The organism is Gammaproteobacteria bacterium (assembly GCA_003696665.1).
Lineage (GTDB): Bacteria > Pseudomonadota > Gammaproteobacteria > Enterobacterales.
Genome location: RFGJ01000135.1, coordinates 1 through 25,602, shown reverse-complemented (window position 1 = coordinate 25,602; position 25,602 = coordinate 1). Strand labels below are relative to the sequence as shown.

Below are 25,602 nucleotides of genomic sequence, written 5' to 3'. Positions count from 1 at the left end.
TCTTTTCTCGCCCTTCATGCTTTTTTGACAAATTCGGACTTGAGCTTCATCGCTCCAAAACCGTCGATTTTACAGTCTATGTTGTGGTCGCCATCAACGAGCCGGATATTTTTCACTTTTGTGCCAACCTTGAGCGGCGACGATGCGCCTTTCACCTTGAGATCCTTGATGATGGTGACGGTATCTCCGTCATGAAGCTGATTGCCGTAGGCATCCAAAACGACGAGCGCTTCTTCATCTTCGGGTTGCTCCGAGGGATTCCATTCGTGACCACATTCCGGGCAGATCAATGTGTCTCGGTCAGGGTAAACATATTGCCCGTGGCATTTGGGGCATTCTGGTATGGGAGTTGACATAATAAAACACCTTTAGGCTGTCAAAGTATTATTTTGACATGCCGTATTGTCACCTGGCAAATTCGGTTGTAGGCCATATGGTTGATACCAAAATGTCTGTTCACCCGTCTTGCAAGATTGGGTACACTCTTAAGTTCGGCACGCGACAATGCGACTGCCGATAAGTTGTTGGGAACCTGGATTAATAAGAGGAAAGAGGACTTATGATGAATATCGTTCGAATGGTAGGGTTTCTTGTTTTTTCTTTGGCGCTAGCAGCATGCGGTGGGCACGGCTTTGAAGGTGAATACCGGATGGAAATCGGCGGGGATGTGTCACAAAACCCAATGGTACAGGCGTTAAATGAAAAAATGGCCGAAAAGCGTTTGGTCATTGGCGAGAATTATACTGTGAGCGATGGTGAGAAACATGAATATGACAGCATCGTCGTGGAGTCAGAGGGCGATAACCGCTATCTGGTTTTTGTGAAAGGCGACGAACGTGAAAAATTCAAGATCATTGATGATGACACGCTGGAAATCAATGAGGGCTTTGTCAAAATACGTTTGGTGAGAACCAAGTAACGATTAGCTTTCCTGCTCTGGCCGACCAGAGCAGGAAAATGCCTTTGGTGGTGCGTCTCTATGTTAGTGGACCGAACAACCAGTTGATGTCTTCTTCGGTCAGTTTCAGCATTGATTGTCTGTCTTGTTGATGCAACACACTTTCATATAGTTCAGATTTCTTTTTCTGTAACGCCTGTATTTTTTCCTCCACCGTGCCGTGGCAAATGAGTCGATAAACGAACACGGACTTATCTTGACCAATACGGTGGGCGCGATCAGTGGCTTGACTTTCCACCGCCGGATTCCACCAGGGGTCATAGTGAATGACCGTATCCGCAGCGGTGAGGTTGAGGCCGGTGCCGCCCGCTTTCAGGCTGATAAGAAAAATTGGCCGCTCGCCGGATTGGAATGCATCGACCATGGACTGCCGTGCTCGCGTCTGTCCGGTCAGCATGAAATGTGGCATATCATGCTGATGTAATAATCCGCTGATGATGTCGAGCATCTGGGTAAACTGCGAAAAGAGGATAATTCGCCGCCCTTCATTGAGCATTTCAACCAACATACTCATCAACACATCGGTTTTCGCCGAGCGCTTTGGCAAAGGTAGCCCAGCGCGGTTGACCAATTGCGGATGACAGCAGATTTGTCTGAGTTTGAGCAAGGCGTCGAGCACGGTCAGATGACTGCGCGCGAGCCCTTGTTGCTGGATTGTCGCTTGAACACGTGCGTGCATCGACAGTCGTATCGTGTCATAAAGCAGTTGTTGCTCTTCATACAGCGCAACGGTTTTGACAATTTCGGTTTTGGGAGGAAGCTGTTGCTCGACCTGTTGCTTGGTGCGTCGCTTGATAAACGGGGCAATGCGTGCGGCCAATTGTGCTTGGCGTGCGGTGTCCTGCTGTCGTTCGATGGGCAGGCGGAACAACTTGTTGAACGTGGCGTGCGTGCCTAAAAAGCCAGGATTGACCAAATGCATCAGGCTCCAGAGTTCGCCCAGGTGGTTTTCTATGGGGGTGCCGGTGAGCGCAAACCGCCGACTGGCACTGATGGTGAAGACTTTTTGGGTGGTTTTGGCGCGGGGATTTTTCAACATCTGCGCTTCGTCGAGCACCAGCACAGAAAACGTTCGGCTTTGAATGTGTCGCCAGTCTCGAAGTACGAGCGGGTATGAGGTAATGATAATATCGGTGTGTTTTTGCCAAAGCGATTCCCGGTCAGCACCATGTACAACGGTCACCGTGAAGTCGGGGGCGAACCGTTCAAGCTCACGTTGCCAGTTATAGAGGACGCTGGTCGGCGCCAGAATAAGCACTGATTGGCTGAGCTGGTTGTCCGTCTTGAGGCGTGTCAGCATGGCGATGGTCTGAATGGTTTTACCAAGCCCCATGTCGTCCGCGAGAATCCCGCCGAGTCCGGCTTCGGCAAGCCGGTGTAACCAGCGCATGCCGTCAAGTTGATAATCGCGCAATTGTCCTTGGAAGCCCGATCCCGGCAAGACGTCGGGAAGCGGCAAGTGGCCTAGCAATTGCTTCAGGAGCGTTCGCCAATTTTCTGCGTGTTGCCAACGTAATGTCGCTGTGTTTTCCAGCGGTAAAAGGTATGGCAACTCTGCACGTGACAATCGAACTCGATGGTCTTTGGGTTGGCGATGGGAGAACAGTTCTTTCAGCAAGGTGACCATGGCGTCCAACCATTGTGGTTCGAGCAGAAGTCTGCGTCCATCCGGCAATTTGATGAGTGCTCGCCCGCCAGACGCGTCGGCCAGTGCCCGGTGAACGTCGTCGAGTTGCCCGAGCAGGATCGGAAGCAGTTCCAGTTGCTCTCCATTCACCTCGACTTGCCAGTTCAGTTCGAACCAGTCCGATCCATCATTTTTGTGGTCGAGCCAACCTTCAATGCGTTCGGCTCGGACAATGTGAAAGTCAAATTGGTCATCAAATTCAACATGCCAGCCTTGTTGTTCGAGCAGCGGAATGTCGAACAAAACAAAGTTCAACCAATCGTCCTCGGTGGGCAGGGTGTGACGAGGCCCCTTGATCAACGTCCGCGTTCGCCAACTTACGCGGCAGGCGGTTTCCAGCCATTGGTGTTCGGTATCTTGTTGGCGACGGTATTGGCACCATCGACTGGTTTGGCGCGCATAAACATATGGATGCGTGCTATCTGCGTAGCAGCGCGCGCTGCCATATTGAAACCCGATGTCCGCCCAGTGCTGTCGGAGACCTGAGTCTCTCGGTTGGCTGCGACAAATGAGATGCCCGATGGGGGGACAGTCAGGCTGCGATGCTACCGGTAGTGCGACTGGCCCAGGTAATCCCCAGTCGGAGAATTGTTGATGCCATCCCATGGCGTCGGTCGGCCAGATTGACAGCGTACGCGGCATCCGTTCAGGGGTACCGTCCACGTCAAGCTCGTGTATGCTCATGGTGTCAAGGCAGACGCCAAACCTCGAATGAGGCAACCATATCAAGCGCTCATCGTTTGCCACCCAAGTGAGTGTTTGGCGGCCATCTTGGTGTTGCGTCCAACGAGGCGCAATGGTACGGGGCCGGCCTCGTTTGAGCGGTGTCTCCAGCGACGCCCAGTAAAGGCGGTGGTACACCAGCATATCTTCAATCAGGATATCAATGGTCCCGTCGTGCCAGCGGCCCCCAGTCGGGGCAAGCCGAGCGATCCAACGTTTGTCGACGTCATCGGCACATTCCGGCAACTTGCCACTCAGCAACCGGCCCCAGTTCAAAACACGCGGCTTGCCAATGCTATTGTCAGGAAACAAACGGACAACGGCTGCCTGCACATGCCAGTCGGGCGAGGACACCACTTGATAGATGATTTGTTGGGTTTTGCTGTGATGATTTTTGTTATTTTGACGCCGGTCTTTTTGTGTGAGCAGCCAGGTCGCGAGGGAGGTCGAATTTCGCACGACAATCCGCATGTCGGTGAATGATCCCAACATTGTAACATAGGCAAGCGGTGTGCGGATGGGGTAGAATCTCGGGCATGCCAACCATTGCGAAATGAACGAACATATGACTTCGACTGCACAAGCCCTCGAACTGATACGCCGTGGTGCCGAAGAAATCATTGAAGAAGCCGATTTGTCGGAGCGATTGGCCAGCGGCAAACCGTTAACCGTCAAGGCGGGGTTTGATCCTACCGCGCCTGATCTGCATTTGGGACATACGGTACTGATCAATAAGATGCGCCAATTTCAAATGTTGGGGCATCGCGTTGTGTTTCTCATAGGCGATTTTACCGGGCGCATCGGTGATCCCACGGGTAAGAATGTGACTCGCCGTCCGCTAAGTGAGGCGGAAGTGCAGGCCAATGCCGAAACCTATAAAGCGCAAATTTTCAAAATTTTGGATCCGGAAAAAACAGAAGTACGCTTCAATTCCGAGTGGATGAATCGGATGTCGCCAGCCGATATGGTGCAATTGATGTCACGCTATACCGTGGCGCGTATGCTTGAGCGTGACGATTTCAGTAAACGCTTTAAGAGTGGCCAGCCCATTGCACTGCATGAATTTTTGTATCCATTGGTGCAAGGCTATGACTCTGTGGCACTTGAGGCTGATGTTGAACTCGGTGGAACGGATCAAAAATTCAACTTATTGGTTGGGCGCGAATTGCAGCGTGATTATGGTCAGAAGCCGCAGATCATCCTGACCATGCCGATTCTTGAAGGCCTTGATGGTGTTCAAAAAATGAGTAAATCGTTGGGTAACTACATCGGAATCAACGAACCACCCAACGAGATGTTTGGCAAATTGATGTCGATTTCCGATGAGTTGATGTGGCGCTATTTTGATTTGTTGAGTTTCCGGCCGCAGTCGGAGATAGAACAGCTTAAAACAGCCGTGCGCGAAGGTCGAAATCCAAGAGATGTCAAAGTGGAATTGGCGAAAGAAATTGTGGCGCGTTTTCATTCGGCTGAAGCAGCAGAGCAAGCCCATCAACAATTTGATGCCCAGTTTAGGCGAGGGGCGTTGCCTGAGGACATGCCTGAAGTATGTTTGACCCATCCAGAAGGGTTGCCAATTGCCAATGCGTTGCGCGATGCGGGCCTCACCAAGAGCACGTCTGAAGCGATGCGTATGGTGAAACAGGGGGCCGTACGTATTGATGGTGAAAGGATTTCAGATCCCAAGTTGCACTTGTCTGCTGGGTTTTCTGGCGTTGTTCAGGTGGGTAAGCGACGCTTTGCACATATTAAGATCCAAGCCTGAGCGTAATGAAGAAAAGTCATCTTTTCGAATGGTCGGCTTGGGTGGCGGCCGGCGTTGTGCTGTTCATGGTCAGTCAATGGACAGATTTCGATTTCTGGCTGCAAGATCACATCTACGATGCGACGCAACACGCATTTCCTTTGCGCAATCACTGGTTATTACAAGATGTATTGCATGATGGCATTAAAAAAGTTGTCGTTGCTCTGTGGTTAGGTCTGCTTGGCATCCGGCTGTTTGCCCACAAAGTGGGTTTGCCCGCAGTGTGGGTACGAGGACTGAATTACTTGCTGATCAGCTCCGTTTTGATAGCAGGGAGTATTGCATTTCTCAAACATCATACGCACATATTTTGTCCGTGGGATTTGATTCGTTACGGGGGAGATCAGCCTTTTGTCCCACTGATTGGTAGCGAGCCGGCTACTACAAGGACAGGGCAATGTTGGCCGGCTGGGCATGTATCAACGGCATTGTCATTCTTGGGGGCGTATTTTTTCTTAAGAGAAATCAACCGACCACTGGCGAGGAAGGTTTTGGTTGGCATCGTGACATTATTTGTTGTTTTGGGGGCTGCACAGACGCTGCGTGGTGCGCATTTCCTGTCTCATAATCTGTGGTCATTGTGGTGGGCTTGGGGCGTGGCCATGAGTGTCGCGGTGTTTTACCCGCCGGTTATCCCTGAAGCAGAGAACGACGTTTAATGTGGGCGCCTAAAATTCTTGTGCCTTGGGCCCCTGTTACCTGCGGTGCGTTGGCTGGTTGATCGAGCAGGTATTGGTAGGCAAGCCACGCAAAAGCCGCCGCTTCCACATAGTCAGGATCAAGACCGAGGTCGTTGCTGTCCACCACCGGCAGCTGACTGCGGGTGCGAATTTCATGTCGCAAAGCAGCATTGTGTGCGCCGCCGCCGCATAAAATGATCCGTGTCGCAGGCTGACTTGCGCGGGCGATGGTCTCAGCGGTCAGTGCCACCAATGTCGCTTGCACATCTTCTGGCGGGCGAGTTTCGATATCCGGAAGTTTTTGCGCCAACCAAGTGAGATTGAAGTATTCTGGCCCAGTGCTTTTCGGCGGCGGCGCGCTGAAATAGGGATCCGCAAGTAAACGGTCCAACCAGTCATTTTGACAGTCTCCCAAGTCCGCCCATTGTCCGTCACAATCGAAGGGTTGGCCGAGGTGGCGTTGACACCATTGATCCAGCAAAGTATTGCCCGGGCCAATGTCGTAACCGCAGACAATTTCGTGGCCATTTAACAGGGTGATATTGGCGATGCCACCAATGTTGATCACGGCTTGTAACTGTTCCGGTTGACCAAACCAATCGGCATGAAAAGGGGGCACAAGGGGCGCACCTTGCCCGCCTGCAGCAACGTCAGCTTGGCGAAAATCAAAAATGACATCAACTCCTGTGTGCTCGGCGAGCCAGAAAGCATCAAGGCATTGGACGGTGATGGCCGGTGTGGTTTTGGTGGCGGGTTGATGAAACAAAGTTTGGCCATGGGCACCGATGGCCCCGATGTGTTCTGGACCGCCAGCTTTTTTGATGAGCGGCAGACACGCCTCAGTGTATCGACGCGCGATCAAACGGCCAGCTTCCACCCATTGCACCGGCAGATAAGCACCCTTGAGGAGTTGGCGCAATTGTGCGCGTTCATGCTCAGAAAACGGTCGGTAATTGGTCGCCAGGACGCGCTTGTGCGGGGTAAAGCGGACGAGCGCCGCATCGACGCCATCCAAGCTTGTGCCCGACATGAGACCGATAAAAAGACGGTCGTCGTGCGTGGAGGTCATGGCTGGTGGGCCCACTGCAATCGTGATTGCAGCTCAAGCTGGGCGATAAGCGGTTGGGTCTGCTTCAAAAACCGTGCTTTTTCTTTGGGGTTGATCGGTTTGGCTTGCGGTAATTTGACTGTGCGTGGGTTTCTGTGCACACCGTCGACAAGAAATTCATAATGCAAATGTGGCGCTTCGGCCAGCCCTGTTGCGCCGACATAGCCAATCACTTGGCCTTGTTTGACATATTGACCGGTCTTCACGGCGAGCTTTGAGAAATGGAGATACTTCGTCATGTATCGCTCGCCATGTTTGATAAAGACATAATTGCCGTTGTATTTGTTGTACCCTGCTTTGACAACACGGCCATCGCCAGCGGCCCATACCGGTGTGCCTTTTGGCGCTCGGTAGTCAATGCCACGGTGCGGCCGAACTCGTTTGAGAATCGGATGGAATCGTCGTGGTTTGAAGCCCGAACTGATATACATGAAATTCAGTGGGGCACGCAAAAAGGTTTTGCGCATATTCAAGCCCTCAGGCGTGTAGTAGGCCGCGTTGCCTTGGCTGTCCACATAACGAACGGCACGATACACTTGGCCTTGATTGACGAACTCTGCGGCGAGAATAGGACCATTTTCGAAAAACTGTCCATCGACGTAGCGTTTTTCATAGACCACTTGAAATCGGTCGCCTTTACGAATGTCCAGCACAAAATCGATGTCCCAGCCAAAGATGCCCGCCATTTCCATAATCAATGCATCGGTCAGTCCAGCTTTCTTGCCAGCCAAATAAAAGGAGTTTTCGATAACACCAGCCGCGAACGCCGTTTCGGTTTGGATGACTTTTTCCACATGTTGGGCGCGAACTTCAGGGCCGGATAGATCGATGTCCAAACGCTTGACGGGTGTTTGCCAGGTCTGTAATGACAGTAAGCGGCCGTTGCCAGAGAAGACCAGAATGAGTTTTTGGCCTGGATAAATGGTGGCGAGGCTTTTACCGACTTTGCCTGAGCGTATTATGCGTTGCAACGTGGCGGCCGGTATGCCGTTTGCCTTGAATACGTCAGCCAAAGTGTCGCCCGGTTTGATGATAACCTCAACGGTCCGCCGGTTGCCAAAAGCTTCTTCGCCCACTGACGACTGTTCTTCAGGCAGCTCAAGTGCCAGTGTTTTTCGTACCATGGGCGCAGTGGTTGGTGTCTCAATTTTGTCATTGTCCGCAAGTGTGTGAGATTTGGCCGGGCGAAATAAAATCGCTGAGAAAATAATCGATAGGCCAATTAAGGCCAGTAGGGTTACCATCACAAGTGGACGACGACCCACGGAGGCCGCCGCCTGGGGTGAAAAGTCATTTTTCGGCTTATAGTCAGAACGCAGCATATATGTGATCCTGTTCCGGATTCCGTTCATGTTACAAGACAGGGACGATTCATTTCAATCTTCCTCAATGTTGTCACTCGGTATGGCGGGTGCGTTGTACAGTCGTGGCGTCGCAGTCGATAAAAAAATTTAGTTCAAGAAAACGTTTGACTTATATTGAGAATGCGTCATACTGACCTGGCTTAGCGGTTGTCGCGTTATCCTTCCGGTAGTACTTGCCAGTCTCCTCGGTTGATTAGATATCCTGCACCAAAATAAGCAGTATGAGTATCGGCGCATGCCGAGTTCAATTTTAATAAATAGTTAAGGTAAAAATTATGTCAAACAAGACTATCGGATCAGTAAAGTGGTTTAATGAAGCAAAAGGTTTCGGATTTATCGAGCAAGAGAATGGCCCGGATGTTTTTGCGCATTTCAGCAACATCAGTGGCGGCGGATTCCGCACCCTTGCAGAAGGCCAGCGTGTCGAATTTACGGTGGCTCAGGGCCCTAAAGGTTTGCAGGCAGAAAATATCACTGTGCTATAAACTGGCTCGAACAAAAAAACGCCCGGTCAGTCCGGGCGTTTTTGATCCAGTTGATTGCCAGTCTCGACGCCTGGGAATTGTCCCTTTACCTTACTTGTTTTTTTTCCGCATCTTGTGATGCGCGTGATGTGAACCATTCTCTTGGATCCAGCCGATAAAATGAACGCAAAAGCTGAAACAAGTCAGGATAATGCTTTTCAAAGGCATATGGATCGGTGAAGAATGCTTCACTGCAGACGGCAAAAAATTCGGCGGCATTAGTGGCTGCGTAAGGATTTAACCACGTCGGCTGGGCAGCCTGGAGTTGTTGCCTCAAACCAGCTAGGGCATGAGAGAAGGCCTGGCTCCAGATATGGATCGCCGAAGCTGGAATATTGGGGATGCCATCCGAATAACCATCCTGGCTGTCCAATTGATGGGCAAATTCGTGGATTGTGACATTGTGACCAGGTGGCAAATAGAGACTATGGTTCGCCACCTCATCCCAAGCAATGATCACGCGCCCGTTGTGCCAGCTTTCGCCTAGGCGAATGACTTGGTTTTGTTCATCGGCAAGAAAACTGCTGGGATAAACTACTATCGAGCGGAGTTTTGCATACTCGTCGATGGTTCGCCCAAGAATCAATACGCAAGCCTCCGCTGCGATGGTCACACGAATGGCATCGGTGATGACTAAGCCAGCTGCACCATAGAACTTTTTGTCGTGGATAAAAAGCTGAATGAAGTGTTCCAGTCGTCTTTGCAAAGGTGGTGGCAGAATTTGATAAAGGCGTACTCGCTGGCGCAAGATGCGCCGCCATTGGCGTGGAAATGGCTTTTGAAGAATGCGGCGGGCGCGCCATGATGGCCAGAAAAAGAGCCAAAGGACAAGCCCAATGCCGATGACGGCGACAATGGTGCCAATAATCCACTGCTGCATGTCAGTAAAAAGGTTTCACAATGGCTAAACCAAGCATAGCAGCAAAAATGCAAATGGCGATGATTGTCCACTGAAACTGTGTCTTGCGGTGGGTGGCTTTCAGCGCTTTGGCACCCGCCACGACGTATAACGGAAGCAGGACCAATTTACCGGCCAGCCAAGGGTGATCCAGAGGTTGAAATCCGCCAATGACGGCGAGCCAAACGCCAGCCAGAAACAGGCAAGTGTCATTGATGTGTGGCACTATGCGCAGCCACACCCAGTTGCGCCATGGCACGCCCCGCAGGTTTAAGAGCGCACGAAACACAAAAAGACTGAGACTGATCGCTACGAATGTCATGTGTGCGTGTTTAATGGCCAGATAAGGCATACTCGCTTCCTCCGAGCAGGTTTTGATAGATGCGATGCATGTCATCGTCGAACGCCACAAGCTCGATCAGTCGTACTTCAGGACTTTTGGGTAGTTCATCAAGGAGTGTCGTGACAGCAATTTCCGCCGCCGCTTGTTTTGGATAACCATAGACGCCGCATGAGATGGCAGGAAAGGCCAATGACGTGATGCGATGAGCGCGCGCCAGCGCCATTGCTTTCCGATAGCAAGATGTCAATTGAGTCGGTTCGTGATGGTGACCACCGCGCCAGACGGGGCCAACACAATGGATAATATAACGTGCTGGCAATCGATAGCCGCGGGTGAGTTTGGCATCTCCGGTATCACAACCGCCAAGTGTTCGACATTCGGCCAGCAGTTCAGGACCAGCCGCACGATGAATCGCGCCATCGACACCACCGCCACCAAGCAAGGTATGATTGGCGGCATTGACGATGGCATCCACTTGCCGACGAGTGATGTCGTCTTTGATTGCGCGCAAAATTTGCGGCATATTAGACCTTCGGTGAAATTCGACTGTGGCCATCATAGCGAGATTTGTGGATGAAAAAAACCTTGGACGATTGGTTGAATGCCTACGGCGAAAGTCATCAACACCCGGTGAATAAGGCCATTCATAGGATATGTGTGCCTGTCATTTATTGGACGGTTTTTGCCATGTTATGGGCGTTGCCGGTGCCTGATGCCATGATGCCGTGGCATTTTCGCTGGGCGTGGCTGGGCGTGATTGTGATCGCCATATTTTATGGCCAATTCGGGTGGCGCCCGAGCGTGGTGATGACCAGCTATACCCTCGCCAATATTCTTGTGGTTTGGTTGTGGGAAACCTGGATGTCTTTGCCACTGATGTGGGGGGCAATAGGGCTTTTTATTCTGGCTTGGATTGGTCAGTTTTGGGGGCATCGTATTGAAGGCAAAAAGCCTTCCTTTTTCAAAGACATACAATTTCTTTTGATTGGGCCAGCCTGGGTACTCAAGGGCACTCGCCAAAAATAGGATTGATCATGATTCATAACGATGCAGTGTTATTCGGTATTCTTGCCGTAATGCTTGGTGCCGTGTTTTATACGCACGCTTTGCCGAGTCGTTTCTGGAAGCGTTTTTATATTTTCTTCCCGGCCCTGTTGTTGTGTTACTTTTTGCCGTCTTTGCTGAATAGTTTTGGACTGGTCAATGCCGAGGAAAGTCGCCTGTATTTTGTGGCGTCACGCTATTTATTGCCCGCATCGCTCGTGCTACTGACAATGGCGACGGATTTCAAGAAAGTCTTGCAGCTTGGGCCTAAGGCGTTGGCTATGTTTCTCACGGGAACCGTTGGGATTGTGATTGGTGGCCCAGCGGCCATATGGATAATGAGCCTCTTGGCCCCTGAAGTGGTTGCAGGTCATGGGCCAGACGCGGTCTGGCGTGGCATGACGACCATTGCCGGCAGTTGGATAGGCGGCGGGGCGAACCAAGCGGCGATGAAAGAGGTTTTTTCCGTGGGTGATCATGTGTTTTCAATGATGGTGACTGTCGACATTATTGTGGCCAATATTTGGATGGCGGTCTTGTTGGTCTTGGCGGCGAGAGCCAAAAAAATTGACGACAAAATTGGTGCCGATACTTCTGCCATTGAAGCACTGCGAGAATCGGTTGAAAAGTTTCAGGCAGAGCATGCTCGAATTCCGTCGTTGACGGATCTCATGCTGATTGCAGCCGTTGCCTTTGGCGTCGTGGGGCTGGCGCATGCACTGGCAGATATCACTGCGGGATTTTTTGCCAATCGTCCGGGCATGGAAAACAGCACGATGGCAAGCCAATTTTTCTGGCTGGTGGTCTTTTCGACCACAGGTGGGCTGATTTTGTCGATGACGCGAGCTCATCACCTAGAAGCCGCGGGCGCTTCCAAGGTGGGGTCGGCGTTCATTTATGTACTGGTGGCGACCATTGGTTTGAAAATGGACATCACCGCCATTATGGATAATCCCGGTATTTTTCTCGTTGGTCTTATCTGGATGAGCATTCATGCTTTATTGCTATTGACAATGGCTTGGTTACTGAAAGCGCCAGTTTTCTTTATGGCCGTTGGCAGTCAGGCCAACGTCGGTGGTGCCGCCTCGGCACCCGTTGTGGCGTCGGCGTTTCATCCCTCGCTGGCGCCCGTGGGCGCGCTATTGGCCGTACTTGGCTATGCGCTTGGCACGTACGGTGCGTGGTTGACCGGTATGTTAATGCAGTGGGTCGCGCCTGCTGGGTAAGGATATGCTGAACTATATTGAACCAGTATTTCGGCCACCGAGCGAATGGAAGTCATTGATTCTGCAGGTGACCAATGGTTGCTCGTGGAATCGTTGCCGTTTTTGCGAAATGTACACCTCGCCACAAAAGCGGTTTACGTTCAAATCATTGCAAGCATTTGAGCGCGATTTGCAGATGGCGCGCCAACAATATGCGCATGTGCCGCGTATCTTCCTGGCAGATGGTGATGCCATGGCACTGTCTGTGCGTCGACTTAAGGAAAGACTGATACTGATTCGAAAGTATTTTCCGGAAGTTCAACGCATCTCAAGTTATTGTTTGCCGAGAAACCTTCGTCGTAAGCGGATCGAGGAACTGGCAGAGCTACGGGCGCTTGGCCTGCGGTTGGTTTACGTTGGTGTCGAATCTGGAGATGACGAGGTTCTGCGAATGGTCGACAAAGGCGAGACGTATTTGTCGCATAGAGATGCGCTGTTGAAATTACACTCAGCAGGCATCACGACGTCGGTGATGATATTGAACGGGTTGGGTGGGCGAAAATACTGGCAGCAACATGCGCGACATTCGGCGTGGTTGCTCAACGAAACACAACCGAAATATGTGTCGACATTAGTGGTCTCGTTTCCGTTTGGGACAGCGCGACTTCAAGAAGGTTTTGCTGGGCAGTTTGAAATGCCGAGCTTGCCAGAGTTGCTGCAAGAATTAAGATTATTCTTGTCGGAGTTAACGCTCGAGAACAGTCTATTTCGCTCGGATCACGCCTCAAATTATTTGGTGTTGAAGGGCACTTTGCCCCGAGACAAAGACAGATTATTGGCGACCATCGATCAAGCCCTCACGGCGCCGGATACGGTGCCGCTGAGGGCCGAGTGGGAGCGCGGTCTTTAAGATGTGAGCGGTCTCAGTGAGGCTGGCGTGGGCCCTTTCCGGATGATGTGGTCGAGTGCGTCTGCAAGGCGCTTGCTTTCTGATAACACCTTTTCCCAGTAGGAGAACCGTTCACGCGCGGCCAGTTTGGTAAAGTCTTTTCGATCGGGGATCTTTTGATAGGGCAATGCGCGGACGAAGTCACGGCTAGGCGCGATCAGCACTACATTCTCTAACCACGCCGCATGCACTTTGCGCCATTTGAGTGCTTTATCAAACCACCCAGGCACGATGTGATCGTAAAAGTGCGGATAGAGGAATAGACCTTCGTGCTGGGAGAATGGCACATCAAAATGGTAATCGATGAGGCCGCCATCACGATAGCAGCCATTCGGCGCACCGGGAATATTTTTCTGACCAAAGAGCACGAGTGGAATGGCACCTGATGCCATCAAAGCCTGTTCAAAATTGGCGTCACTGAGTGGCACGGACAGCGTGGGCAGTCCGTCGTTTGGAAAACGGCTGTGTGTGCCGGTGTAAAAGACAGCGCGCTCGCAGGTCAGTCGAAGTGCTCGGCGACTGATCGTGTTGACCGTGGCCGTGAGCAGTAAGCCAAGTGCCTGTGACCAGTGACGTTCAGATGCTGTTAGTCCACGACTTCGTACCGCAACAATGTGGGTCCTGAACTTATCATTGTTGAGAATGCTTAGGCGGTCTTCGGGTGACAGGCAGGCGCTCAGCATTTTGCGGGCTTTCGTGGTAATTTCGTGACGGTCAGCGTTCGGAGAGTAGGTCTCGTGCGCATAGTACTCTGCCAGCCGAGATAGCGCGTCGGCTGGATGTTGACAGGCGTGACAGGCCATACGCCATGCACCAGCGGAACTGCCAAACGTGGTTATCGGATGCGAGACCTTTGGCCAAAACTCAGAGGCCAAATAATCATCAAGGCCGTAGAGCGTGAACCATTTTGGGCCGCCGGACGCACCAATCATGCCGTAAAACATTTCTGGATGCAGACCGTGCTGCTTGATGAGTTTTAGCGCTTTGCGACCAGCTTTGATGGTAAGCATACGCAGATCTTCAGTGCCAAGTGTGCTTATCATGCCCAAGTCAATGAAATTAGGCAAAAAAAAAGGCCAACGTCCAGTTGGCCTCTTAGCAAAGGGTTGAATCATAGGCCAGGGAGGGAGGGAAGCCTAATGCGTTGATTCAACCACGTCGCTAACAATTTTCAAGGAGGCTTTGCGAGTTTCCTACGGAAATCACGCATCACTCAAACAACAAACCGTCAACACTGGGTCTTGGCAAAACTTACTCGGAGACTCCGACCGGCTTTGCCGAAAAAGGTTCCATAAGCACGACCGCTTCTGAAACCGGTGGCACCGACTTGATCCAATCCATACTGGCCATAAGCTCGGATTTAGACAGCATATGTGCCGCCGCTTCCAGCGAGACTTTGCGGACAGACTGATAGACCTCGGCATAAAGCTGTTCCGACAAAGTCGCCACCACAACCATTTTGGCCGTCGATGCCTCTGATTCTTCCTGCCATGCGCTAGCAAAGGAAGAAGCATTTACCATTAAAAGTGCCGCGACAATAAAAGCTGACACTCGTTTTAACGCTGCAGACTGTTGCATATTCGTCACCCCGCTGCTGTTTAGTCCGTCAAACCTGCGCTTTCCGTAAACTCAAGGGCGAGCCTTGGCTACGGCGCGTACTATAGGTCGGTTACCTTTGTCATTCAAACGATCATTTGTAATGACTTGCATAAATTTTATTTATGCATAAAATGGCTCCGACGCTGCGTATGATGGCGCACGAATATGTCAGGATGATGACAAGTTTGTCGCAAATAAGGAGACAGTCATGCCACGAAGATTGCCGCCACTGAACAGCTTAAGAGGTTTTGATGCGGCCGCACGGCATTTGAGCTTTACCCGCGCTGCCGAGGAATTGTGTGTCACGCAAGCCGCCGTGAGTCAGCAAATAAAATCATTAGAAGATTTTTTGGGGGTAAAGCTTTTTGTCCGTCGTCATCGAACTCTGTTATTGACTGAAGAAGGCCAAGCTTACTGGCCAACCATACGAAAGATTTTCGAGCAGCTTGGCGAGGCCACGGAGCGGTTGAAAATGGCGGGCATGAGCGGTGCGTTGACGGTCGCGGTGGTGCCAACGTTTGCTGTCACCTGGTTGGTGCCGCGCTTGAATTTATTTTCTAAAGCGTATCCCGACATTGATGTTCGCCTTAAGGCGGTCGATAAGCTGGCTGATTTCTCGCGAGATGATGTCGATGTGCAGATCTTCTTTGGCAAGCCTTCCGACTATTCCGATGATCTGCAAGTGGAAGGTTTACTGGACGAATACTTGGTCCCGGTATGTGCGCCGGAATTATTACTGGGAGACAAGCCTCTTCGTGAGCCCAACGACCTGAAGTATCATACCCTGTTACATGATGAATCGACCGAAAACTGGCGGCGTTGGCTCGAGTTGGCGGGGGCAGATGAAGTCGACCCCACACATGGCCCAATTTTTAGCCACTCTAACCTTGTGCTGCAGGCCGCACGGTATGGCCAGGGCATTGCGATCGGGCACAGTGTGTTGGCGCAAGCCGATATTCAAACCCGACGACTGGTACGGCCTTTTGACATTGTCTTGCCAACCGGTTATTCCTATGACTTAGTCTGCCCGAAAGCTTGGGCCGATCGACCAAAGGTTGTGGCATTCAAAAATTGGCTGGTTGAGTTGATTGCCGAAGAGCGGGCGAGAGATGCCTTCACAGTCGCACTGGATGCGAAAGAAGGGCAAATGTCTTCATCAGAATAAGAACACAAGACGGAGGGGCGTATGCCTTCATTTGATGTGGTGTCTGAAGTGAATCGTCATGAATTGACCAATGCACTTGACCAAACGCGTAGAGAACTGGGCAACCGGTTTGATTTCAAGGGCGTTGACTTTGGCATCGAAGACAATGGGGATGAGTTGATACTGCACGCTGAAAGTGATTATCAGGTGAGACAACTGTTTGAAGTCTTATGCCAACGCGCTGTGAAACGCGGGATCGACATCACTGCTTTCACAAAAGAGGAGCCTGTTGCGAGTGGCAAATTGGTGAAAATGACCGTGAAGGTACAAAATGGGATTGACAGTGAGACGGCCAAAAAAATTGTCAAGCACATCAAGGACACCAAATTGAAAGTACAGGCGCAGATCCAAGGTGACAAGATTCGAGTCAGTGGCAAGAAACGGGATGATCTGCAGGCGGTGATCGCCTCCCTTCGTGCGGCGTCATTTGGTTTGCCTTTGCAATTTGAAAACTTTCGGGATTAGCGGTGCCTTTGATGGGATCGGGTCCCGATAGGGATATTAGACAAAAAATTCAGGCGCTTTTGGCGTCCGGTCGTGCAGCGGAAGCCTTGCCACTTCTGAAAGCCCAAGTTCGGGAGACACCAGATGACGTGCTCGCTTGGGCGAATTTGATACGTGTATGTGAACAGCTCAATCAGGTGGCGCAGGCCGCCGAGTTTGTGCAGGAAGCACATGCGCGCGGTCTGGCACATCCACTGATTCAATTGGCAGAAGCAAGCGTTCTGCGTCGCCAAGGAGAACTTGTCGAGGCACAAAAGAAAGTGGCTGAATGTTTGGCGTTGAATGATGCTCCGCCGTGGTTTCGAGCCAGCAGTCACTACGAAGCCGCTCGAATATTTGACGCCGCAGGACAGTGGCAAAAAGCGTATGAGGCGGCGCGTGACGCCAATGGTTATGCCAAGCCATTGTGGCCTAGTGCGTGGTTTGATGACGCGCTTTGGCGTTGGCTTGAGGCGCTCAAGCGCTATCAGCCTAAGCCCAATGCGACAGATGACAACGCACCGGTGTTTCTGGTTGGTTATCCACGATCTGGCACCACACTGGTGCACCAAATGCTTGACGCACATGAACGCTTCCAAGTCATTGACGAATGGCCAATTATGGAGAAACTGGCTGCTGAAGTGGCGTCCAACTGGGGCGATTTATTGTCGCCACTGACGGATACGAAAGCAGCAGAACTGCGTGCGCGTTACTGGCAGTTAGCGCCAACATCGTCAGCGATCGTTGTCGATAAATTGCCCCTTAATCTTCTGTTTTGGCCACTGATTCGAAGACTGTTTCCAAATGCCAAAATTGTCATTGTTCGCCGCCATCCGCTTGATGCCGCGTTAAGTGCCTTTATGCAGGAGTTTCGCCCCCATCCAACACTTGTGCCTTTTCTGGATATGGCCGATTCCATCCGTTATTGGCTTAAGCTAAATGAACTGGTGACGCATATCGAAGTGACTGACACAGGTTATGTCAGGGTGGTTGAATATGAAGCATTGGTCACTGAGCCACGCAGTACTTTGACGAGTTTAATGGCGTTCTTAGGGGAACCTTTCGACGAAAGACAATTAAAATTTTATGTACATGCTCGCGGACAACAACAAATTAATACGCCTAGCTATCATCAGGTGGTGCGACCGATTTACCGTTCCTCTATCGGGCGGTGGCGAAACTATGCCAGTTGCCTACCCGGCGCGAGTATTGAAACACTCAAACAACTTATTGGCGAACGCTGGGACCTGTCTCTGACGTCATCACCGGATTCAGCTGTGGGGGCAGATAATGATTGACGACCTCGACCACCCAGTCATACATATATCGCACGACATTGACTTTGAGTGCCGGGCACTTTTTGATCAGCACGTCGCCCAAAAGTGGCATTGTCTGCAGTTGCGCTATCGCAGCTTCGCTAAAATCTAAGGTGTTTGTCGGCGTCAGCAACCGAAATTTCTCTGGTGACAACATCTCAAGTCCTGTGCGCTCTCCGATGGCAGGACGTGTTTTCAAAATGCCATGCTTCACCATATAGTCAATGGTGTGTGCCGGTGTCGCCATGACAAGAGAACGCTCCATGGGTTCGAAGGTAGATAAGCTGCTGGAGGCCAGCAACGCAGCAAAACTGTAGTTTTGTTGTTGGGTCTTGTGCCAAGCCTCTTTAGAGGCGAATGGCCCGTGTAATTGGATCAATAGCCACTGAATGCTGTAGATGATCTTAATGGCCGTATTGACACCGCGCCACAGTATCTCAGCAAAAGGCACTTGCGCTCGCGTTGGAATGACAATCGGCGGCACAAATTCGGGCCAGCGCGCAGTTTGGCGGTTCAACTGTCGCCAGTGCATCAAACTGGCGCCCCAGTGTTGGCGCGTGTAATAGATTAATTGAGCGAAAAAAGTGTAGTGATCAGGAGACTGTGATAATCGATGAACCTGTTGCGCGTTCAACGGGACGAGGCTCATGGCGGTGTGGCCGCTGGGGAGCTTTTGCTCTTGAACGACGCCAAGCAATGCCTTGTGTTCAATCCGCCAAGCTTCCATGGTTTGCCAGATATGCGCGATGGCCTCGGCCAACTGATCGTAAAACCTGTGCTTACCTAGGATTCTGAGCTGGTCTTCAATGCTGAATTTAGCAAGTTCATCTGGATGGGGGGCATGGGCCGAGAAAGCGACCGCATCTTTTAGCAAGGCGTAAGCGTTCGGGTGTTGGCCTTTAGGCGATTGATGGCCGTGCGGGCAACTGCGGCTGAAATGGGGCGTCTTGACGCCAGAAAACTGGAGTTTTTTCAGGTCCTCAACGGGCACACCAGTTGCTTGAGCGTACTGATGTAATTCGCTGTCGCTCAATTGCGAGAACGTTTCTTTTGTCATTTGGGAAAGTTGTCTGACCGCCCGGTGCAAATTCATGATGTCACTCCAAAATCGAGGTGTTTTTGCCAATCCCGGTGTGACCACAAATGATATACCCAGATCGTTTGTATGATGCGATAAATCAATTGCACGCCCCAGATGGCGGAGAGTCCGTAACCGAGATATGGCCCAACCAACCAAGCCAAGGGCAAGAAAAATCCCCACTGCGTCAAGAGGCTCACCGTCATGGCCTGACGCGCCAAACCAGCGCCTTGCAATGCATTGAATAATACCAGGACCACCGCATCCACAATCATCCCAAATCCGACGATGCGAAGTGGAATAATGGCTTTGGCCAAAGCTTCAGGTTCATGCAAAAAGATTTTCAAGATGGGTTCTGGCCACAGTCCCATTGGCAGGCCAATGACGAACACGCTCGCCATGGCCACCAGCACCACTTCTTTCCCCCACTGGTATGCCGCTTCCGGTCGTTTGGCGCCAAGGCTTTGGCTGACCAGTGTGTTGGCCGTAATACCGTATGCCACGCAAGGCAAAATGGCCACCAGCATCAAATTCACCACAGCATTGGCAGCTGCCAGTTCTTGTGTGCCGATCTGCGCAATAATCCAGAACAGGACGGTAAACCCGGCAGAAAAGAAAAATTGCTGAACGGAGGCCGGCAGCGCAGTACGGATAAGTTGCCCCATCGTCTCGGTGCTCGGTAAGCCGCGAAGGAAACCATAATGGCGACCTTTTTTGAAAGCGATCGCCGTGTAGGAGAGTGTGCCCACGGTCATGGCAATGGCGGTGCCAAGGCCAGCGCCAAGAGTGCCCAATGCAGGCACGCCGAACTTACCAAAAATTAGGACATAATTGAGCACCACATTTAATACATGCATGGCTAGCAGCGTCCGCAAATAAACGCCAGGGCGCCCGACTGCTGACCAAAAACCCCGAAAACTGAAGTTGGCACCCATGGCGGCAATGGCCGCCATACGTGTTTGAAGATAAGGGGTCCCTTCTCGGATCACTGCGGGCTCGCTGGTCAGCGCTCGCATGATGGCGTCAGACAATGGCACCAGTAGGATAGAGAGCGGAACGGCGATCACGAGATTGAGCAGTAGACTGGCATTGAGAGGATAGGCTGCCTCTGAGATTCGATTGCCGCCGATAAAGCGGCCGACCAGTGCCTGCACGCCAGTGGCCAGGCCAATAAAGAGACTCATGGCCAAAAAGTTCACAAACCCAGCCAAGCCAACTGCGCCTAACGCAGCTGAGCCAAGACGGCCGACCATCGCGGCATCGACGAGGTTAAGAATGTTTTGCGAAATCATACCACCCAGAATGGGCAGTGTGAGTGTCAATATTCGACGAGCGTGAGCAGCAGAAAGCACCGGAGCAAAAGACTGGTTGTGAATGGTGCTAGGCTACTGCAAACGCGATGTTTTGGCCACACACCAGAGGAAAACTTTTTGGCATCCGGCGTGATGCAAGGCCTTAGTCGCGGCCGCCGCTGTTTCTCCCGAAGTCATCACATCATCAATCAGGATGACAGTACTCGGTGGTGTCTGACGGCAGCAAAAGGCACCTGAGACATTTCGTCGGCGCTGTGATTTGGGCAGTTCGTGTTGTTTTTTGGTGGCACGCTTTCGGCGTAAGAGGGTGACAACTGGTTGTTCAAGACGGCGGCTAAGCGCCCGGGCAATCAGCTCGGCCTGATTGTAGCCTCGCCAAAGTTTTCGACGCCAGTGAAGCGGCATCGGTACCAATGGACCAGGGATTTCAATGCCATCCGTTTGTATGCGTTGCCAGAGCAGTTCAGCGCACACTTCAGCCCAGTGATGTTGATGTCGAAACTTAAGGCCGTGAATCAGTGGTGCGGCACGGGAATAATCCGTGGCAACGACGACCTGAGTCATTGGCAAGGGACGTTTTTGGCATTGCCCACAAGAAGCCATCGTCTCGCTCGCCATGGGTTCTGCACAGGTTGGGCAGCGAGGGTGGTTCGTCAACATTGCCTTTCGACATGAGAGGCAGAGGTAGGGCGCATCCAATGCGTATCGACACACAGGACAAATACCAAAAAATTGAGAGCGGTCAAAAAATAACCAGTTGTTCACGTCCGTGCGAGCTCCAGGTTGACAGTTTTGGCTGGCCTTGTATCATCCGAGGCATCCATGCTGAGGAGCCATTATAAATGATTTCAGAAGAAAAATTGTTCAGCGGACAGCCGCGCAATGACTGGACGCGAGAGGAAGTTTATGCCATTGCCGCGCATCCATTGATGGAGCTTGTGTATCAAGCACAAAGGATCCATCGAATGCATTTTCGTCCGAACCGTGTTCAGACAAGCACTCTGCTTAGCATCAAAACGGGCGCCTGTCCGGAGGACTGCAAGTATTGTCCGCAGAGTGCACGCTATGATACTGGGCTGACGCGCGAACAATTGATGGCCGTGGAAGAAGTGGTGGAGCGGGCTCGGGCCGCAAAAGCGCGTGGCGCAACCCGCTTTTGTATGGGCGCAGCCTGGCGTCGCCCGCGGGACAAAGATTTTCGCGTTGTGCTTGAAATGGTGCGTCAAGTCAAGGCGCTGGGTCTGGAAACCTGTGTCACCCTAGGGATGTTGACGCAAGACCAAGCGCAAGCACTCAAAGAAGCTGGATTGGACTACTATAACCACAACATTGACACGTCTGAGCGCTACTACCGTGAAATCATCACCACCCGCACCTTTGCTGATCGATTGCAGACGCTGGCCTATGTGCGTGATGCCGGGATCCAAGTATGTGCTGGCGGAATCATCGGCATGGGCGAAAGTGAAGAAGATCGCTGGCAGATGTTGTGGACACTGGCCACACTCCCGGCGCATCCAGATTCAGTGCCTATCAATCAACTGGTGGCGGTGAAAGGTACGCCATTGGAGAATGCAGAGCCAGTCTCGCCGTTTGAGTTTGTGCGGACCATTGCCGTGGCTCGTATCCTGATGCCTCGCGCCTATGTTCGATTGTCCGCAGGTCGCGAATCCATGAGCGACGAACTGCAAGCACTGTGTTTTATGGCGGGTGCGAACTCCATCTTCTATGGAGAACAATTGCTGACTACCCCGAACCCGCAAACAGAAAAAGATCAGCGTTTGCTGGCTGAGCTTGGCATTGAGATTGAGGCCGAAGCAGGGGATAGTTTGATGACCGAAGCGCCCGTATGGCGAGATGAAACTGCTCTATATCATGATGCGGCACATTGATGACACCGGCCTGGCTTGACCAAAGTATTCAGCGAAGACTCGAGGACTGGCGAAGTGCGGGATTATGGCGCATTGCCCGGCCAGCTACCGAGGCAGATGGCCGGGTGCGCGTGCATGATGGCGCGCGCTACGTCAACTTTTCAGGAAACGATTACCTAGGGCTTGCCCATCACCCGAAAGTGAAAGAAGCAGTCGCCAAGGCGGTTCGCCGCTTTGGCTGGGGGAGCACCGGGTCACACTTGGTCACCGGTCATTATGCGCCACACGACGAATTGGAAGCGGCCGTGGCAAGGCTCACAGGTTGTGCTTCGGCCCTGTTGTTTTCGACAGGCTACATGGCCAATCTGGCCATTGCTTCTGTAGTGCTCGTCAATAAGGTCGAGGTCTTGGCTGACCGGCTGGTGCACGCATCCATCATCGACGGCCTTCGGCTATCGCAGGCGAAATTTCGTCGTTATCGTCACCTGGATATGGCGCATTTAGCTCAGCTGCTTGAGAAAAACAACGCTCCCAAAATCATTTGGACAGATGGCGTGTTTTCAATGGATGGCGATTGTGCGCCATTGCCAGCACTGGTCGCGCTCGCGCGTGCACATGACGCCGCGCTGGTGGTGGACGATGCCCATGGCATCGGTGTGTTGGGCGACAACGGTGGCGGCTTGGTGGAAGCACAAGGTATCAGACCCGATGAACTTTCGGCATTGACGGTGACCTTTGGCAAGGCACTTGGTGGCTTTGGCGCGGCGGTGGCCGGTCCCGTCGAAATTATCGAGGCGCTTCGTCAATTCGCCCGGCCTTATATTTACACCACTGCTTTGCCCGTGCCCGCTGCCGCTGCGGTATTGGCATCCATTCAGTGTCTCGAACATGAACCGGAACTGCGCCAGCAATTACGCAAAAACATCGAACAGTTCACCGCTGGTTTAACGCAGATGGGGCGAGCGGCGATTTCGGAAACCGCCATTCAGCCGATAGTGGTCGGCTGCGAGGCACGCGCGCTCAAGTTGGCAGAAGCGCTGGCCGAAGATGGCCTGTGGGTGCCAGCCATCCGACCACCGACGGTGCCAAAAGGCGCGGCGCGCCTGCGCATCACGTTGTCGGCACAGCACCGTCAAGAAGACATTGAACGGCTGCTCACGTCATTGTGGCAGCATCGGTCGCTTTGGCGCGACGCAGAAGTTATTGAATCGAGGCAAACAACATGAAACCTTTCGTGGAAACAATTGGCCAAGGGCCGGATGTGGTGATGCTCCATGGCTGGGGCTTGCATGGCGGAATTTTCGCGCAAGTGGTGCCTTGGCTGTCGCAGAAATACCGTGTGCATATTGTGGATTTGCCGGGATTTGGTCGCTCCGCTGTGCCCAACCAAGCCTACACCATGGATATGCTGACTTCGCAAGTGCTTGATGTGGCACCGTCTCAGGCCCTGTGGTTGGGATGGTCACTGGGTGGCATGCTGGCCATGCATGTTGCCGCCAGCCATCCGGACAAGGTGCAAGGGTTGATCACGGTGGCGGCCTCACCGCGTTTTATTCAGGCACCAGACTGGCCTCACGCCATGAAACCGGAAGTGCTGGATCAGTTTGCTGGCCTGTTGCTTGAGGATTACCGAGGCACCTTGATCCGATTTCTTGCGATTCAAACCATGGGCAGCGAGACCCAGCGGGACGACATTGAATTTCTGAAGACGCAGGTATTTCAGTACGGCGAGCCAGCACCGCGCGCCTTGCGCGGTGGTTTGGATATCCTCCGTACGACGGATCTGAGAGCACAGATCGGGCAAATCACCTGCCCTTGGTTACGTCTCTACGGACGGTTGGACGGTCTGGTGCCAGTGAAATCGGCCGATGACGTGGCGGCTTTGGCGCCGAACAGTCAGCAACATATTTTCGCTAAAGCCAGCCATGCCCCGTTTATTTCGCACCCGGACGCTTTTTTGGATGTGGTGGCACCGTTTTTGGAGGCAGCATGTCACTGACCGAGCGCATCGCCTCTCGATTTTCGAAAGCAGCACAGACCTACGATGACCATGCCGTACTCCAACGGGAAATTGGACAGCGGCTCATGGAACGGCTGGACTATATTCGCTGTGCGCCGCTCACAATTGTCGATGCCGGTTGTGGCACCGGTGAATGCACATTTGCGTTGGCACGTCGTTTTCCGAAAGCTAAGGTCTTTGGCATCGACATCGCGCAAGGGATGATCCAACAGGCCAAGAAAAAACGCCGTTGGTTTTCCAAAACGCGATTTCAGATAGGTGACATGAGCGCGCTGCCTTTTGAAGACAACAGCATCGACTTTCTTTTTTCCAATCTTGCCTTGCAATGGGTGGATGATTTGTCATCCTGTTTTCGCGAGTGGCAACGGGTGCTCAAACCCGGAGGATTATTGTTGTTTTCGACCTTTGGCGTGGACACACTCAAAGAGCTCAGAGCCAGTTGGGCGGCCATTGATTCTGGTACGCATGTCAACGAATTCACTGATTTGCATGACGTGGGCGACGCCCTGTTGCGTGCTGCCTTTAGTCAGCCCGTGATGGATGCGGAGTGGCTGACCACAACGTACCGTGACGTGCCCCAATTATTGCGTGAACTGAAAGCCATTGGGGCCAACACAGTCAAGGCCGAGGCGTCTGGTGGCCTCATGGGGCGTGGGAAGTTGAAACAACTGATGGCCGCCTATGAACCCTACCGAACTGAAGAGGGGTGGATTCCAGCCACATGGGAAGTGGTGTACGGCCATGCCTGGGGCAGTGAAACCAAAGCGCCGATGGCGAAGCGAGATGATGTCTATATCGTGTCGCTTGACGAACCAGGGTCATCCAAATGAACGCCTATTTCGTCACTGGCACGGACACCGAAGTTGGCAAAACGACGTTCTCGGTGCATTGGCTTCGCTGGTTGCGCGCCCGTGGCAGAAAGGTCGCGGTGCTCAAGCCAGTGGCCAGCGGCGCACAGTGGTGTCCGAAACGAAAACGTTTGGTCAACGATGATGCGCTGGCATTACAGCAGGCTGCGGGCGACTGGCAGCCCCTTGAGGAAGTCAATCCGTTCGTGTTTGAACCTCCCATTGCACCGCACATCGCGGCGAAACAACAAAATCAGCCGCTGTCGATCGCTGAAATTGAGGCAAAAACTCGCCATGCCTTCGCCTACGATGTCGATACCCTGGTCATCGAAGGGGCCGGCGGTTTTCTTCTGCCGCTCAATGAACGTGAAACACTGGCGGACTGGGTGCAACAAAAACAATTGCCGACGATTTTGGTCGTTGGTCTGCGCCTCGGTTGCTTGAACCATGCACTGTTGACTATAGAAAGCATCCAAAATCGGGGACTTCAACTTGTAGGCTGGGTGGCAAACATTCTTAACGTTGACATGCCCATGTTGGCTGAAAACTTGGCCACACTGCGGACCATGCTCCCCGCGCCGCAACT

The 25,602-nt window shown here is 52.3% G+C and carries 27 protein-coding genes; 15 read left to right on the top strand and 12 right to left on the bottom strand.

Annotated elements, in window-relative coordinates:
* Positions 1 to 14 precede the first annotated feature (14 nt).
* Positions 15 to 356, bottom strand: a complete 342-nt coding sequence (locus tag D6694_04220; GenBank protein ID RMH45854.1) for an alkylphosphonate utilization protein — start codon at positions 354 to 356, stop codon at positions 15 to 17.
* 203 nt (positions 357 to 559) lie between these two features.
* Between D6694_04220 and D6694_04215 the strand changes: the two genes are divergently transcribed.
* On the top strand, positions 560 to 919 hold the full coding sequence (locus D6694_04215) for a hypothetical protein (protein ID RMH45853.1): 360 nt from the start codon (positions 560 to 562) through the stop codon (positions 917 to 919).
* A 58-nt stretch (positions 920 to 977) separates the two neighbouring features.
* Here D6694_04215 and D6694_04210 read toward each other — a convergent pair whose 3' ends face one another.
* Complete coding sequence (locus D6694_04210; protein ID RMH45852.1) at positions 978 to 3,989, bottom strand: DEAD/DEAH box helicase; 3,012 nt, start codon at positions 3,987 to 3,989, stop codon at positions 978 to 980.
* Between D6694_04210 and D6694_04205 the strand changes: the two genes are divergently transcribed.
* Complete coding sequence (locus D6694_04205) at positions 3,934 to 5,133, top strand: tyrosine--tRNA ligase (GenBank protein RMH45851.1); 1,200 nt, start codon at positions 3,934 to 3,936, stop codon at positions 5,131 to 5,133. The genes D6694_04210 and D6694_04205 overlap by 56 nt on opposite strands.
* 5 nt (positions 5,134 to 5,138) lie before the next feature.
* Positions 5,139 to 5,831, top strand: coding sequence for a phosphatase PAP2 family protein (locus D6694_04200; GenBank protein RMH45850.1), 693 nt, complete (start codon positions 5,139 to 5,141; stop codon positions 5,829 to 5,831).
* On the opposite strand, the gene D6694_04195 is transcribed toward D6694_04200, so the two are convergent.
* A complete protein-coding gene (locus tag D6694_04195) occupies positions 5,803 to 6,921 on the bottom strand; it encodes an anhydro-N-acetylmuramic acid kinase (GenBank protein ID RMH45849.1) in 1,119 nt (372 codons plus the stop codon). The genes D6694_04200 and D6694_04195 overlap by 29 nt on opposite strands.
* On the bottom strand, positions 6,918 to 8,282 hold the full coding sequence (locus D6694_04190; GenBank protein ID RMH45848.1) for a peptidase M23: 1,365 nt from the start codon (positions 8,280 to 8,282) through the stop codon (positions 6,918 to 6,920). The genes D6694_04195 and D6694_04190 overlap by 4 nt, the downstream gene beginning before the upstream one ends.
* Before the next feature lie 317 nt (positions 8,283 to 8,599).
* On the opposite strand from D6694_04190, the gene D6694_04185 reads away from it, so the two are divergent.
* Entirely contained in the window at positions 8,600 to 8,809 is a 210-nt protein-coding gene (locus tag D6694_04185; protein RMH45847.1) for a cold-shock protein, read from the top strand.
* Positions 8,810 to 8,894: 85 nt separating this feature from the next.
* Here the strand turns inward: D6694_04185 and D6694_04180 are convergent, their stop codons facing one another.
* From D6694_04180 to D6694_04170, 3 genes are read right to left on the bottom strand one after another with little or no spacing between them, the layout of a single operon-like run.
* Positions 8,895 to 9,728 carry a zinc-dependent peptidase gene (locus tag D6694_04180; GenBank protein ID RMH45846.1) on the bottom strand — a complete coding sequence of 278 codons (834 nt, stop codon included), beginning with the start codon at positions 9,726 to 9,728 and terminating at the stop codon, positions 8,895 to 8,897.
* 1 nt (position 9,729) lies between these two features.
* On the bottom strand, positions 9,730 to 10,143 hold the full coding sequence (locus D6694_04175; protein RMH45845.1) for a hypothetical protein: 414 nt from the start codon (positions 10,141 to 10,143) through the stop codon (positions 9,730 to 9,732).
* Positions 10,079 to 10,612 (bottom strand): O-acetyl-ADP-ribose deacetylase, encoded by a 534-nt coding sequence (locus D6694_04170; protein ID RMH45856.1) that lies wholly within the window; start codon positions 10,610 to 10,612, stop codon positions 10,079 to 10,081. Before D6694_04170 ends, D6694_04175 begins: the two co-directional genes overlap by 65 nt.
* Before the next feature lie 50 nt (positions 10,613 to 10,662).
* On the opposite strand from D6694_04170, the gene D6694_04165 reads away from it, so the two are divergent.
* From D6694_04165 to D6694_04155, 3 genes are read left to right on the top strand one after another with little or no spacing between them, the layout of a single operon-like run.
* A complete protein-coding gene (locus D6694_04165; protein ID RMH45844.1) occupies positions 10,663 to 11,115 on the top strand; it encodes a DUF962 domain-containing protein in 453 nt (150 codons plus the stop codon).
* An 8-nt stretch (positions 11,116 to 11,123) separates the two neighbouring features.
* Positions 11,124 to 12,359, top strand: coding sequence for a DUF819 family protein (locus D6694_04160; GenBank protein ID RMH45843.1), 1,236 nt, complete (start codon positions 11,124 to 11,126; stop codon positions 12,357 to 12,359).
* Positions 12,360 to 12,363: 4 nt separating this feature from the next.
* On the top strand, positions 12,364 to 13,248 hold the full coding sequence (locus D6694_04155; GenBank protein RMH45842.1) for a radical SAM protein: 885 nt from the start codon (positions 12,364 to 12,366) through the stop codon (positions 13,246 to 13,248).
* Here the strand turns inward: D6694_04155 and D6694_04150 are convergent.
* Positions 13,245 to 14,297 (bottom strand): patatin-like phospholipase family protein, encoded by a 1,053-nt coding sequence (locus tag D6694_04150; protein ID RMH45855.1) that lies wholly within the window; start codon positions 14,295 to 14,297, stop codon positions 13,245 to 13,247. The two genes, D6694_04155 and D6694_04150, sit on opposite strands and share 4 nt — an antisense overlap.
* Positions 14,298 to 14,538: 241 nt before the next feature.
* Positions 14,539 to 14,865: a hypothetical protein gene (locus D6694_04145; protein ID RMH45841.1), complete on the bottom strand. Its 327-nt coding sequence runs from the start codon at positions 14,863 to 14,865 to the stop codon at positions 14,539 to 14,541.
* Positions 14,866 to 15,094: 229 nt separating this feature from the next.
* Here D6694_04145 and gcvA point away from each other — a divergent pair, with 229 nt between their 5' ends.
* Genes gcvA through D6694_04130 form a run of 3 tightly spaced genes read left to right on the top strand, consistent with a single transcriptional unit; the run spans position 15,095 to position 17,871 of the window.
* A complete protein-coding gene (gene gcvA, locus D6694_04140; GenBank protein RMH45840.1) occupies positions 15,095 to 16,051 on the top strand; it encodes a transcriptional regulator GcvA in 957 nt (318 codons plus the stop codon).
* 21 nt (positions 16,052 to 16,072) lie between these two features.
* Complete coding sequence (locus D6694_04135; protein ID RMH45839.1) at positions 16,073 to 16,555, top strand: YajQ family cyclic di-GMP-binding protein; 483 nt, start codon at positions 16,073 to 16,075, stop codon at positions 16,553 to 16,555.
* Positions 16,556 to 16,566: 11 nt separating this feature from the next.
* Positions 16,567 to 17,871, top strand: a complete 1,305-nt coding sequence (locus D6694_04130) for a hypothetical protein (GenBank protein RMH45838.1) — start codon at positions 16,567 to 16,569, stop codon at positions 17,869 to 17,871.
* Here D6694_04130 and D6694_04125 read toward each other — a convergent pair.
* Genes D6694_04125 through D6694_04115 form a run of 3 tightly spaced genes read right to left on the bottom strand, consistent with a single transcriptional unit; the run spans position 17,801 to position 20,898 of the window.
* Positions 17,801 to 18,982, bottom strand: coding sequence for a hypothetical protein (locus D6694_04125; protein RMH45837.1), 1,182 nt, complete (start codon positions 18,980 to 18,982; stop codon positions 17,801 to 17,803). The genes D6694_04130 and D6694_04125 overlap by 71 nt on opposite strands.
* The gene (locus D6694_04120) at positions 18,979 to 20,319 is read right to left on the bottom strand and encodes an MATE family efflux transporter (GenBank protein RMH45836.1); all 1,341 of its coding nucleotides are present in this window, start codon (positions 20,317 to 20,319) and stop codon (positions 18,979 to 18,981) included. Before D6694_04120 ends, D6694_04125 begins: the two co-directional genes overlap by 4 nt.
* A 33-nt stretch (positions 20,320 to 20,352) precedes the next feature.
* Positions 20,353 to 20,898 (bottom strand): ComF family protein, encoded by a 546-nt coding sequence (locus D6694_04115; GenBank protein RMH45835.1) that lies wholly within the window; start codon positions 20,896 to 20,898, stop codon positions 20,353 to 20,355.
* A 224-nt stretch (positions 20,899 to 21,122) separates the two neighbouring features.
* Here D6694_04115 and bioB point away from each other — a divergent pair, with 224 nt between their 5' ends.
* From bioB to bioD, 5 genes are all read left to right on the top strand, one after another.
* Positions 21,123 to 22,169, top strand: a complete 1,047-nt coding sequence (gene bioB / locus D6694_04110; GenBank protein RMH45834.1) for a biotin synthase BioB — start codon at positions 21,123 to 21,125, stop codon at positions 22,167 to 22,169.
* Entirely contained in the window at positions 22,169 to 23,374 is a 1,206-nt protein-coding gene (gene bioF, locus D6694_04105; protein RMH45833.1) for an 8-amino-7-oxononanoate synthase, read from the top strand. Before bioB ends, bioF begins: the two co-directional genes overlap by 1 nt.
* On the top strand, positions 23,371 to 24,147 hold the full coding sequence (gene bioH / locus D6694_04100) for a pimeloyl-[acyl-carrier protein] methyl ester esterase (GenBank protein RMH45832.1): 777 nt from the start codon (positions 23,371 to 23,373) through the stop codon (positions 24,145 to 24,147). Before bioF ends, bioH begins: the two co-directional genes overlap by 4 nt.
* Positions 24,138 to 24,998: a malonyl-[acyl-carrier protein] O-methyltransferase BioC gene (bioC, locus tag D6694_04095; protein ID RMH45831.1), complete on the top strand. Its 861-nt coding sequence runs from the start codon at positions 24,138 to 24,140 to the stop codon at positions 24,996 to 24,998. Before bioH ends, bioC begins: the two co-directional genes overlap by 10 nt.
* On the top strand, positions 24,995 to 25,602 hold a 608-nt coding region (gene bioD / locus D6694_04090), incomplete at its 3' end, for a dethiobiotin synthase (GenBank protein ID RMH45830.1). The genes bioC and bioD, both read left to right, overlap by 4 nt.